16 protein-coding genes are annotated in these 17853 nt (G+C 61.0%); 9 read left to right on the plus strand and 7 right to left on the minus strand.

Annotated elements, in window-relative coordinates:
- The first annotated feature begins 1 nt into the window (after position 1).
- The 6 genes from MCUTH_RS05270 (at position 2) to MCUTH_RS05295 (ending at position 4177) form a co-directional block, all read left to right on the plus strand.
- Positions 2–295, plus strand: coding sequence for a 50S ribosomal protein L21e (locus tag MCUTH_RS05270; RefSeq protein WP_066956526.1), 294 nt, complete (start codon positions 2–4; stop codon positions 293–295).
- A 21-nt stretch (positions 296–316) separates the two neighbouring features.
- A complete protein-coding gene (locus MCUTH_RS05275; RefSeq protein ID WP_066956529.1) occupies positions 317–667 on the plus strand; it encodes an RNA polymerase Rpb4 family protein in 351 nt (116 codons plus the stop codon).
- Between the two features lie 18 nt (positions 668–685).
- On the plus strand, positions 686–1255 hold the full coding sequence (locus MCUTH_RS05280; RefSeq protein ID WP_066956532.1) for a DUF655 domain-containing protein: 570 nt from the start codon (positions 686–688) through the stop codon (positions 1253–1255).
- The gene (gene rsmA, locus MCUTH_RS05285) at positions 1252–2031 is read left to right on the plus strand and encodes a 16S rRNA (adenine(1518)-N(6)/adenine(1519)-N(6))-dimethyltransferase RsmA (RefSeq protein WP_066956535.1); all 780 of its coding nucleotides are present in this window, start codon (positions 1252–1254) and stop codon (positions 2029–2031) included. Before MCUTH_RS05280 ends, rsmA begins: the two co-directional genes overlap by 4 nt.
- Positions 2028–2606, plus strand: coding sequence for a HemK2/MTQ2 family protein methyltransferase (locus MCUTH_RS05290; RefSeq protein ID WP_066956538.1), 579 nt, complete (start codon positions 2028–2030; stop codon positions 2604–2606). The genes rsmA and MCUTH_RS05290 overlap by 4 nt, the downstream gene beginning before the upstream one ends.
- Positions 2607–2797: 191 nt before the next feature.
- Entirely contained in the window at positions 2798–4177 is a 1380-nt protein-coding gene (locus MCUTH_RS05295; protein ID WP_066956541.1) for an MATE family efflux transporter, read from the plus strand.
- Positions 4178–4419: 242 nt separating this feature from the next.
- On the opposite strand, the gene MCUTH_RS05300 is transcribed toward MCUTH_RS05295, so the two are convergent.
- The 5 genes from MCUTH_RS05300 to MCUTH_RS05320 are packed head-to-tail and all read right to left on the minus strand — an operon-like array spanning position 4420 to position 9825.
- On the minus strand, positions 4420–6171 hold the full coding sequence (locus MCUTH_RS05300; RefSeq protein WP_066956544.1) for a radical SAM protein: 1752 nt from the start codon (positions 6169–6171) through the stop codon (positions 4420–4422).
- A gap of 6 nt (positions 6172–6177) precedes the next feature.
- The gene (locus MCUTH_RS05305; RefSeq protein ID WP_066956547.1) at positions 6178–6819 is read right to left on the minus strand and encodes a class I SAM-dependent methyltransferase; all 642 of its coding nucleotides are present in this window, start codon (positions 6817–6819) and stop codon (positions 6178–6180) included.
- Complete coding sequence (locus MCUTH_RS05310) at positions 6816–7613, minus strand: ABC transporter ATP-binding protein (RefSeq protein ID WP_066956550.1); 798 nt, start codon at positions 7611–7613, stop codon at positions 6816–6818. The genes MCUTH_RS05305 and MCUTH_RS05310 overlap by 4 nt, the downstream gene beginning before the upstream one ends.
- 2 nt (positions 7614–7615) lie before the next feature.
- Positions 7616–8719: a FecCD family ABC transporter permease gene (locus tag MCUTH_RS05315; protein ID WP_083524777.1), complete on the minus strand. Its 1104-nt coding sequence runs from the start codon at positions 8717–8719 to the stop codon at positions 7616–7618.
- Positions 8716–9825: an ABC transporter substrate-binding protein gene (locus MCUTH_RS05320; protein WP_066956553.1), complete on the minus strand. Its 1110-nt coding sequence runs from the start codon at positions 9823–9825 to the stop codon at positions 8716–8718. The genes MCUTH_RS05315 and MCUTH_RS05320 overlap by 4 nt, the downstream gene beginning before the upstream one ends.
- A gap of 229 nt (positions 9826–10054) precedes the next feature.
- Here MCUTH_RS05320 and MCUTH_RS05325 point away from each other — a divergent pair, with 229 nt between their 5' ends.
- Positions 10055–10921: a S16 family serine protease gene (locus MCUTH_RS05325; protein WP_066956555.1), complete on the plus strand. Its 867-nt coding sequence runs from the start codon at positions 10055–10057 to the stop codon at positions 10919–10921.
- 174 nt (positions 10922–11095) lie between these two features.
- Positions 11096–11683, plus strand: a complete 588-nt coding sequence (locus MCUTH_RS05330) for a PsbP-related protein (RefSeq protein ID WP_150468680.1) — start codon at positions 11096–11098, stop codon at positions 11681–11683.
- A 390-nt stretch (positions 11684–12073) separates the two neighbouring features.
- Here the strand turns inward: MCUTH_RS05330 and mutL are convergent, their stop codons facing one another.
- Both mutL and mutS read right to left on the minus strand, forming a co-directional pair.
- Positions 12074–13834 carry a DNA mismatch repair endonuclease MutL gene (gene mutL / locus MCUTH_RS05335; RefSeq protein ID WP_066956561.1) on the minus strand — a complete coding sequence of 587 codons (1761 nt, stop codon included), beginning with the start codon at positions 13832–13834 and terminating at the stop codon, positions 12074–12076.
- On the minus strand, positions 13831–16455 hold the full coding sequence (gene mutS, locus MCUTH_RS05340; RefSeq protein ID WP_066956564.1) for a DNA mismatch repair protein MutS: 2625 nt from the start codon (positions 16453–16455) through the stop codon (positions 13831–13833). Before mutS ends, mutL begins: the two co-directional genes overlap by 4 nt.
- 143 nt (positions 16456–16598) lie before the next feature.
- On the opposite strand from mutS, the gene MCUTH_RS05345 reads away from it, so the two are divergent.
- The gene (locus MCUTH_RS05345) at positions 16599–17852 is read left to right on the plus strand and encodes a 3-isopropylmalate dehydratase large subunit (RefSeq protein WP_066956569.1); all 1254 of its coding nucleotides are present in this window, start codon (positions 16599–16601) and stop codon (positions 17850–17852) included.
- Position 17853 lies beyond the last annotated feature (1 nt).

Genomic DNA, 17853 nt, shown 5'->3' on the forward strand with positions numbered 1-17853 from the left:
TATGGCACAACACAATGGACCACGCAGAAAGACGCGGTATAAGTTCAAGAAGGACCTCCGAAAACGCGGTATTCCACCGGTAACCTCGGTGATCCAGAATTTTGAGATCGGGCAGAAAGTGCACGTTGTGGTCGAGCCGAGTGTCCAGAAGGGCATGCCCCACCGGAGATTCCACGGGAAGACCGGCACGGTCATCGGACAGCGCGGACGCGCATGGGTGCTCGAGATCCGGGATGGAGATTCGATGAAACAGGTGATTGCGAGACCGCAACATCTAAAAGCGCAGAAGGTATAATTCTCAACAGCAGTGATTGGCATGAAGGTAAAACGAATCATCAGTGAAGAGCGGATGCTACTCCCCGAGTTACGTGATGTTCTCCTTTCCGTGGAGGCAGCCCGGCTCGAGTCTGGAGATGAGATGTCCTACGAACTCCGTAAGAGTATCGAGCATGCCAATCACCTCTCTAAAACCTCCGCCGAGAAGGCCCGCGCTCTCGTCGACGAGCTGATGAAGCTCGAGAAGATGAAGGAGGATATCGCTTACCGCATTGCAAACCTGATGCCCCGGACCCGGGACGAACTCCGTGCAATCTACGCCAAAGAACGTTTCAACCTTACGACGGAAGAGCTCGACGAGATCCTCGACCTGGTAATGACCCACTTCTGAGCGAAGAGGGTGATACCTATGAAGACGGAAAGGGAGAGGAAGGAGGAGAACGCCATAGTCCTTGACGTTCTCCCCATGGGGTACGTGGGCGAGCAGCGGCCTGCTTTTAAGCGTGAGCCGATTGTCCAGGGCGTCGGTGTGGACCAGTTCAAGTTGCTTGAGCTCGTCCCTAAGCCGGGTGCGGATATCCAGATCCACGAGCGCGTCTATATCGGTGACGGGGAGCGAGAGAAGATCGAGCGCGTCAAGCGGCGGATCAGTTATGAAGACCTGACGGCGACGGCGAAGCTGGAACTGCCGTTTGCGATCGAGCAGATCGTTCGCGAGAACGAGCCGAAGTTCGTCGAGTTCTTCAACAAGTCTGTCCCGATCACGCCGAAGTTCCACATGCTGCACCTGCTCCCCGGGATCGGAAAGAAGTTGATGTGGGAAGTGATCCAGCAGCGGGAGCGGAAGCCTTTTGAGAGTTTCGCCGATATCTCTGCCCGAATCAAGTCAATCCCGCACCCGGAACGGATGATCGTCAGCCGGATCCTGCATGAGATTGAGGATCCGGAAGAGAAATATCATATCTTTACATCAAAATGAGCGCTCCGCGGGACCAACATTTCCTCGTCGACCAAAGAGCCGTCGAGAAGATTGCCGGTTTTGTCGACGTTGCAGGCCGGAGGGTGCTCGAGATAGGACCCGGTGAAGGGGTCCTCACCCGCGCCCTCCTTGATAGGGGCGCAAACGTGATCGCGGTGGAGATCGATCCGGCCCTTGTAGAGGACCTCGAGGCCACGTTTGCCGACGAGATCGAGGAGGGGCGTCTTGAGATCATCGAGGGCGACGCACAGAAGGTCGACCTCCCGCCGTTTGATATCGTCGTCGCAAACCTCCCTTATTCTGTCTCCTCTAAGATTACATTCCGGCTGCTTGAGATCGGGTTTGAGGTCGCGGTCCTGATGTACCAGAAGGAGTTCGCCCAGCGGATGATCGCGCCCCCGGGGACGTCGAACGTCGGCCGGCTCTCGGTGATGGTGCAGACGTATGCATCTGTAAAACCCCTGCTTGAACTCTCACCGAACGCCTTCCACCCAAAACCGCAGGTCTGGTCCTGGGTGGTCCGGCTTCTCCCTCACGAGCCACCCCACCCGATCGCGGATCGGAAGGTCTATGCCGACGCCGTCCGGGTGCTCTTTTCCTACCGGCGAAAGACCGTTCGGAAGGGGCTTCGGAGCGGCAAAGATACGTTCCCGCCCGAGGTTATCGAGCGGGCGATCGCGGATCTTCCTGACGACCTTCTGCAGCGGCGGCCGGAGGACCTGACGCTTGAGGAGTTCGCGTTGATTGCGAACAGGCTTGCCGGGTGCAGAGGATGAGCGACCGGAAGGTCCCGGACCAGGTCTATTCTCCCGCCGAAGACTCCGCTCTTCTTCTCCGGGCGGCGCTCCGCGAGATCCACCCGACCGACCGGGTGCTCGAAGTCGGGACCGGGAGCGGATACGTCGCGGCTGGCCTCCTGAACCGGGCGGCCAGGGTTCTTGCGACCGATATCAACCCCCACGCGGTGGCATGCGCCCGCGCCCGGGGGGTCGCGGTGGTCCGGACGGACCTTTTTGCGGGCCTCTCGGGTCCGTTCGACCTCATCCTCTTCAACCCCCCTTACCTGCCGACCGCCCCTGAGGAGCGGATCGACGACTGGCTGGAGTATGCTCTCGACGGCGGGCCGACGGGAAGGGTGGTGATCGAGCGGTTCATCGGGGACGTCGGCAGGGTCCTTGCTCCGTTCGGGCGGGTCCTGCTCCTCGTCTCTTCGCTGACCGGGCTCGATGAAGTCCGGGATCTCTTCGCCCGGGGGGGTTTTGTCTCGTTCATCGTCGACGAAGAGGCGCTCGAGGGGGAGCGGCTCTACGTCCTCCGGGCGATGCGGGACCTCTGTCGGATGGGTGCGTGAGCGAGGCCCGGGTTCTGTCACCGTCCCTCCTCTCTTGGTGGGTTCGTGCTAAAAATCCTATCCGTTTTGTTCGATATAGATGTCTGATTTAGTGCCGGATAGGTCTTAATTTTTGATTTAGCAGGTAATTTTGGTAATGTGTTTCGGCTAATATTTATCATCTAACCATACATATAATAATAAGTTTTGCAATGCAGTATTCCAATAACACTCTCACCGAAGGATCGGTCGGGAAAGGCCTCTGGATAGTGGCGCTCCCGATCATCATCAGCAACTTTCTTTCGAGCATCCTTGAGGTGGTGGATATGTATTTCATCGGCAAGCTCGGCGACGTCGCGATCGCCGGCGGAGCGATGAGCATATCCATCGTACTGGTGCTTACAACAGTGATCTTTGGGACAGTGACAGCAACGGCTGCATTCGTCTCGCGAGCCTACGGGTCCGAGCGGTTTGAGCGCATCCCGGTGATCCTTGCACATTCGCTGTATCTGGCACTCGCCTTCTCGGCGGTTCTGATGGTCATCGGCATCTTCTGGCCGCAGGATCTCCTCCTGCTTCTTGGGGCGGAGAGCGAGGTTGCAGAGACAGGAGCACGCTTCCTCTCCCCTGTCCTGATAGGGATGTTTGTCTTCGTCACATTGATGATCTTGACGACCGTCTTTCAGAGTACGGGTGACTCGAGAACGCCGATGTTCGTCATGATCGCCGTAAATCTCGTGAACATCGTTCTCAACCCGACACTGATCATGGGTCTAGGCGGTCTCCCGGCGTTCGGGATCGCCGGGTCTGCGTATGCGTCTCTCGCATCGCGTACGATCGGTGTACTGCTCCTGATTGGGGCGATGTATCTCCCATCCCGGAAGGACGGTGTGATCAAGTTCCCGAAGACGTGGACGTTTGAGCCACAGTTAATCAAGGATATCGCGAAGGTCATGATCCCCTCGGCTGTACAGAGCGGGGTCAGAAGTTTTGCGTTCCTGGGGATGACGGCGATCGTAGCACTCTACGGCACGGCGGCGGTGGCAGCATACGGTATCTGCCAGCGTCTGGATATGCTGGGTCTGATCTTCGTGATGGGGCTCTGCACGGGAGTCGCGGTGATGGTCGGGCAGAATCTGGGAGCGGGAAAAGTAGAAAGAGCGGAGAAAGCCGTGAGAATCGCGCTGGTTGTGAACGCCGCGTTTATGGCGCTGGTGGGTATCCTGTATCTGTCGCGTGCAGAGTCACTCCTTGCGATATTCGGGGCGACGGGCGAGTCGCTTGCAGACGGTATCCTGTTCATGCACATAGTCCCGTTGTCGTACTTCTTGATCGCTATGGCGATGACGATGGGATTTGCGATGAACGGTGCGGGGATGACGAGACCCGGCATGTATGCGGCGGTTGCCGGGCAGTTGATCGTGCAGGTGGGCCTTGCTTCGATCTTTGTGACGATGGGCATGCCGCTGCAGTTCATCTGGTTTGCAGTGGTCTGCGGCACTGTGGTGGTGTTCCTGTGCGACCTGTTCTTCTACAGACAGGGGGCCTGGAAGACAAAGAAGCTGAACCTCGGCGGGGAGAATTGCTCCTGAAAACCTCTGATAATCTTTTTTGGACAGGGCCCGCAAGGGTCTCCAGTCCCGCGCATCGTCAGGATGTCGCAGACACCCTTCAAGAACACCAAATCCTTGATTTTTCTTCGCGAACGTTGCGGTTCAAAACCTGACGACTTCTTGCGAAGCGGGGAATCGTTCAGTGGAGGGGTTTCGCATGCCCCCATGGTCCGTCTTGAGGTCGAGGCGGTCAGAAAAAGAGGATTGGTGGGAATCCCGGCCTACTGCCGTCTCGTTCCCGGGTGGGCAAACGAGCGGTTGTGGACGGCCGCCCGGTAGGGCACCCCGTAGAAGCGACGGTAGAACCTGTCTGCTTCCTCCTCAATCCTGAAGGCGAAGAGGTCGGGGTGGAGGGCGTTTGCGATCGTCATCAGGCCGAGGATCCATCGGGGACTCCCGAAGTCCCATGACGGGTGCATTGAGTAGACCCGCTGGTTCTGGACCGCCGGCACGTCGAGGCCGTGCTCTGCGCAGTAGCGGAGAGTATCTTCCACCGAGGAGGTGAGGAACCCCGACGTGAAGAGATACTCGGGTTCGAGCGCGACGAACTCCTCCCGTGAGATGGTGACGCCCGGTTTACCCTCCCGGCCGATCGCCCGGTTGACGTAGATCCCGCCGGCGGCCTCCACGAGTTTTCCTTCGAGCCTGCCGGGGTTGAGGGCGAAGAGCGGGTGGCCCATGGCGTAGAATACCCGGGGGCGCGGCGCGTCCGCAACCCGTCCCCTGATGTAGTCCAGCCGTTTCCGGATGTAGCCGGTGAGTTCCCGCCCCTCCTCCTCGCGGCCGGTCCGGTGAGCAAGGTCCATGATGAGGTCCAGGTATGCATCGATGTTGTTCATCCGGTCATGCAGTTCCCGACCAAGCATCCCGCTCTGGAGCACCCCGCCCCAGATCCTGGCAAGGTCCGCCCGGTCATCGACGCCGAGGCAGGTGAGGATTGCCCAGACCATCTCAAGCCCCCTGGTCGCCCGGTATCCTCCCATCATCCCGGGCTCGTAATAGACCTCGGGACTGACAGAACCCCGGACCGGGATGGTTTGGCCGCAGTCGCAGACGATCTGCGCCTTCCCTGCGAGATGCGAACCCATCGGGCCGAAGAACTCGCGCTCGATGCAGGGCTTTTTGCATGCCGGGCAGAATGTCGTCAGGTTCGCAGTCCCCGGCGAGTTGAAGAGGTAGACCCAGGGGAGGATATCGCGGAGCCGGTCACAGAGCTCCTCGCCTGCGTAGATCGTCGGCTCCTCATCGAGCCCCGCATCGCCGAAGGGGACAAACCGCATCACCTGGAGAGGGATATCCGGGGAGATTGCTGCAATCTTTCGCGCCACATCAAGCACCTCATCCTCTCCGTCCCGGCGGTAGACGACCGAGGCCTCGACATGCACCCCTCCTTCGTGAAGCAGCCGGATCGTACGAAAGACCGGTGCGGCACTCCTTGCACCGCAGGCACGGTAACTTTCGTCGGTTGTTCCTTTAAGCCCGATACTGACAAAATCTGCCCGCTCGCAGAGTCGCAGAGCGGATGCTTCTGTCATGTAGCCGTTCGTGGAGCAGCCGACGGAGAGCCCCTTCTCCCTTGCCCTCTCTGCGAGCCTGCAGAACGTCGGGAACGAGACGATCGGGTCGTTCAGCGCGAAGGCGATCCCGGTGCAGGCCTGATCATTCGCGAGGCGGAGCAGGTCGTCGGTCGTGAGGGCCGTCCCGGATGCTGCAAGCGGTTCGGCATGCTCAACCAGCATCTCCGAGACACACCCCCCGCATGAGAGGTTGCATCCGACCGTGCAGACCTGGAGGACCTTCGCGCCGGGAAAGAAGTGGAGCACCGGCAGCGTCTCGATCGCAACAGGGAACGCAGCAAGGAAGGCGTCTGGATACCGTTCAACGATCCCGGTGCCGTTGTTCTCGTACATCCGGCACCTGCCGACTCCCCCCTCGGGGATATCGCATCCGACCTCACAGATCTCGCACTTCATCCGTCGTCACTTCTCCATGATTATCCAGAACCCGGCCTCGTCCTCAAAGACCTTGTATGCCGGTATCTTCGCCTGCTCCAACTCCCGGCGGATGAGATCCCTGTTTCCTCTCGAGAGTCGTTCTGCAGCCTTTACCTCCCACTCGGGGTCTATCTCGCGCATCTTCTCCGTAATTTCTGCCTTCAGGGCGGGAGTGCCGAATCCTCCGCCGACAAACGTCCTCCCGCCGGGCCGCAGCACCCGCGCGATCTCGGAGAACGCCCGCACCCGGTCGTCCCAGAAGAAGAGCGAGCCGCGGCTCACGATGAGATCGATGGAGCCGTCGGCGTAGGGGAGGTTGTGGACATCGCCGCAGACCGGGCGTACGCGCCCGATGAGCCCGGCATCCTGGAGATTCCTCCGTGCGATCGAGAGCATGTCGGTCGATGCGTCAAGAGCGTCGATGGCGAGATCGCTTACTGCCGCGAGCGCCATCGCGAGGTGTCCCGGCCCGCATCCGATATCGACGCACCTGCCTTCGCGGATCCTGCAGGTATCCAGGATCTGCCGGGCGATTGTCGGATATATCGGCGCAAAAGGTCCTTTCGCGATGGCGTCCATCCTTCTGGCACCTTGGCCGGTGAACTGGTCGTCTGATTTCTCGGTCATGGTTTCACCCACCCTGCCACAGGTACGCAGATCTGCCGGTTGATCGGATCGCCGAGGTTTACAATCCTAACATCGGTGCCGTAGGCACGACGCATCGTATCCTCGTTGATAACCTCATTCGGACCTCCCATAGCAAGAATTCTTTGATTTTTCAGGATTGCAACCTGGCTTGACGTCAGAAGTGCGTGATCGGGGAAATGGGTCGCGACAACAATGGTCATTCCGTCCTCTGCGAGTCCCCTGATGACGTTGAGCACCCGTACCTGGTTACCGAGGTCCAGGTGGGACGTCGGTTCGTCGAGGAGAAGGATCCCCGGACGCTGTGCGATCGCCCGCGCGATCAGGACAAGCTGCCACTCGCCGCCGCTGATCTCGGTGCACGGTCTTTCGGCGAGGTGAGATATGCCGATCCGGTCGAGGGCGTCAGCAGCAATCTCTTCATCCTCAGATGAGGGAGTTGAAAAGGGGCCGAGATGGGCTGCTCTCCCCATGAGGACGATGTCCCTGACAAGGAACGGGAACGGCGAGACCTGTGTCTGGGGGACGAACCCGATCCGCCGGGCAATCTCGTGCGGCTGCATTCCTGCGATGTCATGCCCATCGAGGAGAACGCGGCCGTGCGAGGGGGAGATGAGCCCTGCCATGCACTTGAGAAGCGTGGATTTTCCGGTCCCGTTCGGGCCGAGAAGCGAGTATACGCACCCCTCATCCACGGTGAGCGTGATGCCCGTAAAGACGGGGGCTCCGCCCGGGTAGTTGAACGTTATATCCTCTACGCTGATACGGCTTCCCATGCTCACCACCCCGGGTTGTTGCGCCGGAGCAGCACTGCAAATATCGGCGCCCCGATGACCGCCGTCAGGATGCCGATCGGGATCTCGGCAGGGGCGGCCGTCCTTGCGATGGTGTCGACGGCAATCAGGAACGCTCCCCCGAGGAGCACCGAGACCGGCAGAAGGTAGCGGTTGTCGGGTCCGACAAGCATCCGTCCCATATGCGGGATAACAAGCCCGATCCACCCGATGATCCCGCTCAAACAGACCGCTGCTGCTGTGATCACGGTCGAGAGGAAGATGATGATAGCCTTCAAGTGCTCGGTGTTCACCCCGAGCGCCCGTGCCTCCTCGTCGCCCATCGTGAGGACATTGATTCGCCACCGGACGGCAAGCAGTCCTGCTATCGAGACGATGATGATCGGGCCGAGGATCATCAGGTCCGACGCCGAGACGTGGTTGAGCGACCCGAGCAGCCAGAAGACGATCGCCGGCATCTTGTTCATCGGGTCGGCCACGTACTTCGCCATGGAGGTGAGGGCCGAAAAGAGCGATCCGATCACGATACCTGCGAGAACGAGCATCAGGATCGGGGTCGAGCTCCTGACCCTGCTGAGCGCATAGGCCATCCCCACGGCAAGCAAGCCGAAGACGAACGAGAGAATCTGGACGAGAACGAGACTGTCCAGGAGGAGGATGCCAATCGCCGCTCCAAAGCCCGCGCCGGAGGCCACGCCGAGGATCTCAGAGGAGACCAGAGGGTTCCGGAACATCCCCTGGAATGAGGCCCCGCTGATGGCAAGACCCGCTCCGACGAGGAGGCCGGCGATGATCCGGGGGATACGGACGTCCACGATGGCTGAAGTCGCCGTCGCTGCCCAGGTCATCTCGATCGGGTAGACCGAACTTATGATTGTCGCGATCACCGTCTCCGGTGGGATCATATACCGGCCGGCCATCAGGGCGATGAAGATAACAACCCCGAGCACGCCGAGGAGGAGCACCAGGATGGTGCCGGGGTGCCGCTCCCCCCAGCTCCTGCTGGTGGCCTGGTTTGCCACCGCCGTCCCGGTCACCGTGGTTCCCCCATCGGTCTGTACACCGGTCTTCGTTGGTCTCTGTCTCATCCGAGCTGCTTCACCTGGCCGAACGTCACGCTCCCATAGGTGCCGTCGATGACCTTCTGCGCCTGCTCATCCGTGAGGGTGAACCCGAAGATCTCGGCGTAGAAGTCCTTCACCCGGTCGGTGAGCGGCACGTCCTCGAAGCGGTCGGGGTAGGCCTTGTACGCGAGCCAGACCGGGTAGAGGACGGCGGACTCGGCGGACGGACGGCTCCAGAGGAAGAGTCCGGTCGGTTGCTTGTAGACCCGGCCTTCTTTGACGGCACTAAGTTCCTTCCAGCGGCTGTCGTTCTTGAGTTCAGCGGGACTGCCGGTATCGATGATGATGATATCAGGGTCGGCGGCAAGGACCTGCTCCATCGAGATCTCGTTGATACCGGTGTGGATACCCTCCTGCTGTCCGTGCGTCGTCTCGATGGTGGCTACGGCGTTTCTGCACCCTGCAGCCGCGGTCCACTCAGTGAAGAACGTGTCTCCTCCAAGTGTCTGAAGGTGGCTTACTCCCTCGCCGAGGAAGACGGTGACCCGCTCGTCCTCGGGGATGTTGGCGGTGCGCTCACGGAGGAACTCGAGTGTCTCGTTAAGGTAATCGATGTAAGCCTGCGCTCTATCGGGCTTTCCGAAGACCTCGCCCATGAAGGCGATCTCCCGCCGCATCTCATCGAACCCGTCGCTCATTGTCCCGGAGAGGTAGATGACCGGAATATTGGTGTGAGATTCCACGATCTCCCCGTCGACGTCGAAGGCAATGACGCAGTCGGGGTTCGTAACCAGGAGTTCCTCGATGTTCACGTTGCCGTTCGTCGTCCGCGGTGCCGGTTTATCGATGATGCCCGGGTCCATCTCCTGCATCATCTCCATCAGCTGCGGTCCCTTCGTGACTGCAATGACACTGTCATTCGCTCCAAGGAGGTAGGGCACCTGGCTGATGGGCCCGCCGAAGACGGCGAACGTCGCTCCTTCTGCGGGGATTGTGATCTGGTTTCCCACCATATCGGTGATCGTTCGGGTCGCAGCCGGATCCTCCGGCATCGTTGTTGTCGTGCAACCGCAGCAGAGCATTCCTGCCGCAATGATGAGTGCAAAGAAGACATAACTGACTTTTGTCATCCTTAAACCTCTGTAGTTACTCTACAGCGGAGTATGCCTGTTTTAATGCAAAATCCGCTGAATAGGGGAGAAATTTCGATCTGGATGAAGAAAACAGTTGCCTTTTTCTGTCGGGTAAATTAGTTCTAATTAACCAGAGGTGATCGCGGCCGCCGGACCGGGAAATGGCACCTCTACTGACGTATCCCTGGAAAGGTATATATCTAAACGAATAATACCAGGGCACCGTATGCGTATACGGGAGAAGACTCTGACGATTCTGCTTCTTCTATCGCTCGTTGCAAATGTCTTCTTCCTGGCTGTGGTCTTCATGCCGGGAGTTCCCTCCCCCGCTCTCTCTAAGCAGGAAGAGATCGCTCCCTTCCCGACCACACCCGTATCCTCTCACGCTCTGGAGAGAGAGGCAGGGTTCGGCATGGCCTCCATGCAGGCACCGGTCATCATCCAGAAGGTTGAGGTCGAGCGCGGCTGGGGTCCGCTCATCTACGAGGAGGTGACCGAAGAGGGCGCGATGGTGACCGTCTCGGTCGAGGTCGTGCCCGGGAGGGGGAGGGTGCTTGTTCAGACGACGCCTCTGACGGGGACGGTCTTTCAGGAGACCGCGAATCGGGCCGTTGCCCTCGCCGCCAACCACTCACGTGTGGACCTCGCAGAGAGCGATATTATCTTTAGCATCCAGGGGCCCGTGGAGGTTTCCGAGATCGACGGCCCGAGTGCAGGGGCGTTGATGACCACGCTTCTCCTCTCGGTGCTTGAGGAGTTTAGGATCAACGAGAGCGTGACCATGACCGGAACGATCGGCGAGGACGGGAGCATCGGACCGGTCAGCGGGGTCCTCGAGAAGGCCAGGGCCGCTGCGGCAAGCGGCAAGACCCTCCTGATCCTCCCGGAAGGAAACGATCTGTTGATCGAGTGCCAGGAAGAATCCCGGTCACTCGGCGGGCTGAGGATCGCGGGGCAACGGCCGGTTGTCGTGGATGCGAAGGAGTATATTGAAGAGAATCTTGGCATCCACGTTAGATATGCGAACTCCATCGACGACCTGGTCGCCGATGTCCGCGATCCTCCCGCCGCCCCGGCGACTACGCCGATCTGAATCGTCAAAGGGCAACGTGCGGCCGCTCTCCCCCGGCGGCACTGCCGCCGGGAGAATACTTGGTGCTTGCGGTCCCGCACGGGGATCACAGAGCAGTTCCCCGCCGTGTTCCGTGAGGGTGTCCTGCGTAACTGATGGGTTTTTATGATTTCCCGGGCCATGTACGGGGTAAACATGAAGCCACAGAGTTTACTGATCGTCGGGGTTCTTGCGGTCGCCGCAATCGCCATCCTTGTGCTGCTGCTGCCGGGTACCTCGGCGCCTGCGGCGCCCGAACCCGTCCCCGTCCCGGGCAAACCTACTCCGGTTCCGGTCCCCGAGAACGGCACCTACGTCAACACAACCTACGGTTATGCCCTCACCTGCCCGGAGGGATGGTTCTACACCGAGTCGGGAGAGAGCGTCTGGTTCTCCTCCCCGGTGAAGCACGAGGAGGTCAGGGTGAACGCGATCCCGCTCGCGAATACGAACGCCACCGATGAAGAGATCCTTGAGACCCTGAACAAGACCTACGCGAAGGACCTTCGTGCCGATATCGGGGCCGAATGGGTATCCACGGAGCGGATATCGCTTGACGGTGTCCCGGCGTACAGGTCAACCTACTCCGTCCCGATCGTCGAGGACGACCGGTATACCTTCATCATCCGCTACGCCATCAAGGACGACATACTGTTTTCGGTCATGCACACGGTCTTCCCACCGGAGTATGATATCTATAATGTCGATGCGGCTCCGACGGCTGAGTCATTCCGTTTCATCTAACCCACTTTTTTCCCGGTTGCACTATGGCCCTATCCGATCCGGATCAATAGATCGGAAAAAAAGGGGGAGAGGTGATATGATGTTGGATGGCATTCAACAGGTAGGGCGTTTTAAGTGGTCTCCCGTCGTCTGAACACTCCGGTGAGACCACGGAAAGAGTGTGTCCCAAGAATGGGTTCTCCGGGTCATCGTTCTCGGGTGAATTCTGTGATGTGGTGTCACACGGCTCGTTCCCCTCTTCAGATACGGGCGAGTCCTGGTTGTGACATAGGCATACTTATCCTCGAAGGTTAAATCCATTCTGATACGGCATTTGGAGGAGATTCTCTCAATATCCAATGCATTTCTAAAAAAAGGGTGTTATTTGGGCCTGATTTGACCCTGATCACATTATCCCCGCCGGAAGAGTCCGTCGAGTTTGCGCTTGTCGAACGCCACGACCGTCGGCCTTCCGTGCGGGCAGGTCCAGGGGGTTTTGGTCCGGGCAAGTTGCATAAGGAGGCGCTTCTGCTGCTCGGCGGTGAGGAGGGCGCCGGCCTTCACAGCACCGCGGCATGCGATGATGCAGGTGACCGCCTCACGCCGGTCGGGAGCGGCCCGGGCCTCCCCGGCGAGGAACTCGGCTATCATCTCCCTGATGCTTGCGGGGTCCTCGACGGCCCCGAGGGCGGCCGGCACCGCCCGGACGGCGAAGGTATCCCGGCCGAACTCCTCCACCACAAATCCCTCGCCCGCGAGGAGAGGCACCGCGTCCCGGAGCGCGGCCGACTCTTTCGGTGGAAGGGAGAGGACGACGGGCATGATCAACTCCTGCGACCCGGCCGCCTTGTCGCGCTGTTCCACGACCTGGTCGTAGAGGATCCGCTCATGGGCCGCATGCTGGTCGACGAGGTAGAGGGTGCCGTCGGTCCCCTCCGCCACGATGTAGGTCGCGGCTACCTGTCCTATCGGCTCCATCGGGGGGAGGAGGTTCTCCTGTCCACCTGCCTCTGTCTCCGTCCGGCGGAGCTGACGATCCGAGAGGGCGAGTTCCCGGTGCCGGGCCGTGTAAGCCGCTTCGGGCTCGCCTGCCGCTGGAGCGGGAGCCGGGACAGGTTCTTGCGGCAGGAGCGGCTGCTGCACCGGTTCGGCCGGAGCATCGCCAAGAAGGTCGTGCCCGGCGAGGGCCTCTCCTACCGCGGTTGCAATTGCTCCCGTGATCTCCCGCTCCCGGGATAGGCGGACCTCCCTCTTTGTCGGGTGGACGTTGACGTCCACAAGATCGGTCTCGATCGTGAGATCGAGGAATGCCACAGGATAACGGTCCTTTGGGAGGAGGGTGCCGTAGCCCTCCCGGACGGCGGCGGCGATCTGGCGGGAGGAGATGCTCCGGCCGTTGATGCTGATATAGATCTCAGATTGGTTTCCCCGGTTCTCCGACGGGCGGGAGACATAGCCGCGGATGGTAAGGATCGGGAGCCTTCCCTCGACCGGGACGAGCGCCCGGGCAAGGTCTGCACCGTAAAGTCCGGTGATGGTGGCAAGAAGGTCCCTGGACCGCTGGGTCGAGAGCCGCTCCTTTCCGTTCTGCACCACCCGGAAGGCAACCTCACCGTGGGCGAGGGCCAGGTTCTCCACAGCGGCGTAGATGTGGGCAAGTTCAGTGTTCCTGCTCTTTAGGAACTTCCGGCGGGCGGGGGTGTTGTAGAAGAGGTGCTCCACGATGATCGTCGTCCCCTCCGGGGCGCCCACCTCGCTCTTCTCGACGATCTCACCGCCCCTGATCACCAGCCGTGTCCCGGCGAGCGCGCCGCTCCCACGGGGACGGGTGACCAGGGTCACCTCCGCGACGGCGGCGATGCTCGCGAGCGCCTCCCCCCGGAACCCCAGCGTCCGGAGGGTCGAAAGATCGGCGATATCTCGGATCTTGCTCGTGGCGTGGGGCGCAAACGCAAGGACGGCCTCCTCCGGCGTCATCCCCTCGCCGTCGTCGGTCACCCGGATCTTCGTGACAGCAGCCATGTCCGACGTAATCTCGATGAGGATGCTCGTCGAACCGGCATCGATCGCGTTCTCGATGAGTTCTTTCACCACCGATGCCGGCCGCTCCACGACCTCGCCGGCGGCGATCTGGTTCACGGTGTCGGGGTCGAGGACCCGGATCTTCGTCATCGCTTCTCCTCCCCGTCCCCGTTTACGAGCCGCTGGAGGCGGCAGAGGGTGTTTAAGGCATCAATCGGAGTCATCTCGTTGGGATTCAGGCATTTGAGCTCCTTGATTGCCGGGTTCTCCTCGGCAACCCCCTCGCCGGGGTCGATGAGGAGCATCTGCGTGTAGCGCGGGGCTCGCGGTCCGGCCGGGATCTCCCGGGCCGCTGCCTCCTTTAAGATCTCCATCGCCCTGTCAGTCACCTTCTTCGGGACCCCGGCAAGACGGGCCACATGGATGCCGTAACTCCTGTCGGTCGCGCCGGGAATGATCTTGCGCAGAAAGACGACATCATCCCCGGTATCCCTCACGGCGAAGTGGAAGTTCTTCACCCTCTTATGCGTCCCCTCGAGATCAATCAGGTCGTGGAAGTGGGTTGCAAAGAGGGTCCGCGGTCCGGCAACCGCCCTCCCGTGCAGGAACTCCACTACCGCCCGGGCGATTGCGCACCCGTCCAGCGTGCTCGTTCCGCGTCCGATCTCATCGAGGATGATGAGGCTCTGTGGGGTTACGTTATTCAAGATATTTGCAAGCTCGAGCATCTCGACCATGAACGTGGACTGCCCCGAGGCAAGATCGTCGAACGCTCCCACCCGGGTGAAGACCCGGTCGACGATCCCGATGGTGGCATGCCGGGCCGGGACGAAGCTTCCCATCTGGGCCATGATGCAGCAGAGCGCGACCGCCCGCATGTAGGTGGACTTGCCCGCCATGTTCGCCCCGGTGATGATCATGATCTGGTTGTCGGTGGAATCGAGTTCCGTATCGTTCGGGACGAACGGGACCGGGAGGTTCCGCTCCACCACCGGGTGGCGGCCGTCCCGGATAACGATCCGGCCGCTCTCCTCGATCACGGGGCGGGTATAGCCGTAGCGGGCGGCAACTTCTGCGAGGGCCGAATAGACATCGAGCAATCCTACCGCCCGGGCGGTCGCCTGGAGACCGGGGACCTCCGCCGCAAGCGTCCTGATGAGTTCTGCGTAGATCTCCGCTTCGAGAGCGCTGAGCCGATCCTCAGCAGTCGCGATCATCGCCTCTTTCTCCCGGAGGTCGGGTATCGTGTAGCGCTCGCCGTTCGCGGTCGTCTGCCGGCGCTCGTACTCCGGCGGCACCAGGTGCAGGTTCGGTTTTGTCACCTCAATATAGTAGCCGAAGACCCGGTTGTAGCCGACCTTGAGGGACTTGATTCCTGTCCTCTCCCTCTCCTGCTGCTGGAACTCCACGATCCAGTCCTTTCCGGTCGTCGCGAGGTGCCGGAGCTCGTCAAGCTTCGCATTGAACCCCTCCCTGATCATCCCGCCGGACTTTGCGAGCGCCGGCGGATCATCCACGATCGCCCGGCCGATGAGGTCGATGATCCCGGAGTGGTCGTTCATCGCGTCGAGGGCCTCGCGGATGAGCGCGGGAGGGTCGCCGGAAAAGAGCGCCTTTACATCCGGGATCGATTCCAGCGATTCCCGGAGTGTCGCGAGATCTCGCGGGCCGGCGTTTCCGTAGGCAATCCTTCCCGCGATCCGCTCGATATCGGCGAAGTTGCTGAGGCTTTCGCGAAGCGCCTGCCGTTCGAGAGTGTTGTTGAAGAACCACTCCACGGCATCGAGCCGCTCCTCGATCGCCTCTTTCCGAATCAAGGGGCTGATCAGGAACGACCGCATCGTCCGGCTCCCCATCGATGTCTCCGTGACGTCAAGCGCGGCAAGAAGGGTGCTCCCGTCGCCTTCGCCGCGGATGCCGGTCGTTATCTCGAGGTTCCGGAGGGTGATTGCGTCGAGCACCATGTTCCCCGATGGTATCCGGGTCGAAAGCCCCGTGATGTGGGGGAGGGGCGACTGCTGGGTTTCCTGGGCGTAGCGGAGGGCTGCACCGGCCGCGGCGATTGCCCCCGGCATCTGGGCGCATCCGTAGCCGTCGAGCGTCGTTGTCCCGAACTGCTCGCAGAGGTGCTTGTGTGCCGCGTCCACGTTGAAGGCGTCGTCGCGATAGCGGCTCACCGTCACCCCAAGAGTTTCGAGCCGCTCGGGGAGCGGCTCGCTGAAACTCTCCGGGACGATCGCCTCCGTCGGGCGGTATCGTACCACTTCCGAGATGATCTCTGCATAGCCGCGGCTGGCGCTCCCGGAGGAGACGAAGAACTCTCCGGTCGAGACATCCAGGAATGCGAGCCCGAAGGTTCCCTTTCGGTCGGGAGCGATCGCCATGAGGTAGTGTGCCCCGGCCGAGCCGAGCATCGTGGAGTCGATCAGGGTCCCGGGGGTGATCACACGTGTGACCTCTCGCTTCACCACGCCTTTTGCGGTCTTAGGATCTTCCACCTGGTCGCAGATTACCACTTTGTAGCCCTTATTCACCAGGCGGGCGATGTAGCCGTCGGCGGCGTGATGTGGGACGCCTGCGAGAGGCATCCGGTCGCCGTTCTTATCCCTGCCCCGGGCCGTCAGGGTGATATCGAGTTCCCGGGCTACGACGCCGGCATCTTCCCCAAAGGTCTCGTAAAAGTCTCCCATCCGGAAGAAGACGATGCCGTCAGGGTATCGGGCTTTCACTGAGTAATACTGCCGCATTGCCGGGGTTGGTCCGTCGGTCATCGCTTCTCCTTATACAATCCGCATGGGGTCACATAAGGGTACTCCCCCAAGATTCTGCGAAATTTTGCTTGGATTCGGCACCCGGATAGAGCGTGTCCAGATAAGCTAAATACGTCAGAAGCGCGTACCAAAACGAGATAAACATGTCGGCGACGATCGCAGAAAAGATATTCTCAGAACGGTGCGGCAGACCCGTCCGCGCGGGAGAGGTGGTGATGGCGCCGGTGGATGCGGCGATGATCCACGACATCACCGGCCCGCTTGCGGTCCGGGTCTTTCGCGAGATGGGTGGAGAGCGCGTCTATGATCCGGAGCGAATCATTATGCTCTTCGACCACCAGGTGCCCGCCGACTCGATACCCGCTGCCGAGAACCACGTCTTCATGCGGCAGTTCGCAAAGGAGCAGGGGATCCACAACTACGATCTCCTCGAGGGCGTCTGCCACCAGGTCGTGATGGAGAAGGGGCGGGCGGCGCCCGGTGAGATCATCGTCGGGACCGACTCTCACACCTGCACCTACGGTGCTGCGGGTGCGTTTGCGACCGGCATCGGCTCGACCGATATGGGATTCGTCTTAAAGTTCGGTGCTCTCTACTTCCGGGTACCCGAGAGCATCCGGGTCGAGGTGGACGGGAAGTTCGGCCGCAGGGTCGGAGCAAAAGACTTCATCCTCTCGCTCGCCGGGGATATCGGTGCTGATGGCGCAACCTACATGGCGCTTGAGTTTGCCGGCAGCGCGATGCGCGAGATGGATATGGCAGGCCGGATGACCTGTGCGAACATGGCGATCGAGATGGGCGCAAAGGCCGGGATCGTCCAGCCCGACGCAATTACCTGGGAGTATGTCACCGCCCGACGCGCAATCGAGCCCTTCGACCTTGCAGGCGACGACGACGCGGTCTACCGGGATCGCAGGCACTACGACGTCACCGATCTCGCCCCGCAGGTCGCCGTCCCCCACAATGTCGACAACGTCGTGGACGTAACGAAGGTCGCCGGGACGAGAGTAGACCAGGTCTTCATCGGCTCCTGCACGAACGGCCGCTACGAAGACCTTGCCGAGGCGGCCGAGGTGCTCGGGACCTCCGACAGATTCGCGGACGGTGTACGGGTGATCGTCATCCCGGCCTCGCGGACCGAGTACCTCAAAGCCCTCCGGGCCGGGATCATAGAGCGCTTCGTCGAGGCGGGCGCCCTCGTGGAAGCGCCCTGCTGCGGCCCCTGCATGGGCGGGGCGTTCGGGCTGCTCGCCCCCGGCGAGGTCTCGCTCTCGACGTCGAACCGGAACTTCCGGGGCAGACAGGGGAGCACGCAGGCCCAGGTCTACCTCTCCTCGCCGGCGACGGCGGCGGCGAGCGCTCTCTACGGCGAGATCACCGACCCGAGGGAGGTGTGAA

This window comes from Methanoculleus thermophilus, assembly GCF_001571405.1.
Taxonomy (GTDB): domain Archaea; phylum Halobacteriota; class Methanomicrobia; order Methanomicrobiales; family Methanoculleaceae; genus Methanoculleus; species Methanoculleus thermophilus.

Bases quoted from the DNA above. Each gene is read 5' to 3' on its own strand.
- MCUTH_RS05280 (WP_066956532.1), top strand. From the start codon at position 686: ATGAAGACGGAAAGGGAGAGGAAGGAGGAGAACGCCATAGTCCTTGAC.
- MCUTH_RS05345 (WP_066956569.1), top strand. From the start codon at position 16,599: ATGTCGGCGACGATCGCAGAAAAGATATTCTCAGAACGGTGCGGCAGA.
- rsmA (WP_066956535.1), top strand. From the start codon at position 1,252: ATGAGCGCTCCGCGGGACCAACATTTCCTCGTCGACCAAAGAGCCGTC.
- MCUTH_RS05320 (WP_066956553.1), bottom strand. From the start codon at position 9,825: ATGACAAAAGTCAGTTATGTCTTCTTTGCACTCATCATTGCGGCAGGA.
- MCUTH_RS05270 (WP_066956526.1), top strand. From the start codon at position 2: ATGGCACAACACAATGGACCACGCAGAAAGACGCGGTATAAGTTCAAG.
- MCUTH_RS05275 (WP_066956529.1), top strand. From the start codon at position 317: ATGAAGGTAAAACGAATCATCAGTGAAGAGCGGATGCTACTCCCCGAG.
- MCUTH_RS05325 (WP_066956555.1), top strand. From the start codon at position 10,055: ATGCGTATACGGGAGAAGACTCTGACGATTCTGCTTCTTCTATCGCTC.
- mutS (WP_066956564.1), bottom strand. From the start codon at position 16,455: ATGACCGACGGACCAACCCCGGCAATGCGGCAGTATTACTCAGTGAAA.
- MCUTH_RS05310 (WP_066956550.1), bottom strand. From the start codon at position 7,613: ATGGGAAGCCGTATCAGCGTAGAGGATATAACGTTCAACTACCCGGGC.
- MCUTH_RS05300 (WP_066956544.1), bottom strand. From the start codon at position 6,171: ATGAAGTGCGAGATCTGTGAGGTCGGATGCGATATCCCCGAGGGGGGA.
- MCUTH_RS05290 (WP_066956538.1), top strand. From the start codon at position 2,028: ATGAGCGACCGGAAGGTCCCGGACCAGGTCTATTCTCCCGCCGAAGAC.
- MCUTH_RS05295 (WP_066956541.1), top strand. From the start codon at position 2,798: ATGCAGTATTCCAATAACACTCTCACCGAAGGATCGGTCGGGAAAGGC.
- mutL (WP_066956561.1), bottom strand. From the start codon at position 13,834: ATGACGAAGATCCGGGTCCTCGACCCCGACACCGTGAACCAGATCGCC.
- MCUTH_RS05330 (WP_150468680.1), top strand. From the start codon at position 11,096: ATGAAGCCACAGAGTTTACTGATCGTCGGGGTTCTTGCGGTCGCCGCA.
- MCUTH_RS05305 (WP_066956547.1), bottom strand. From the start codon at position 6,819: ATGACCGAGAAATCAGACGACCAGTTCACCGGCCAAGGTGCCAGAAGG.
- MCUTH_RS05315 (WP_083524777.1), bottom strand. From the start codon at position 8,719: ATGAGACAGAGACCAACGAAGACCGGTGTACAGACCGATGGGGGAACC.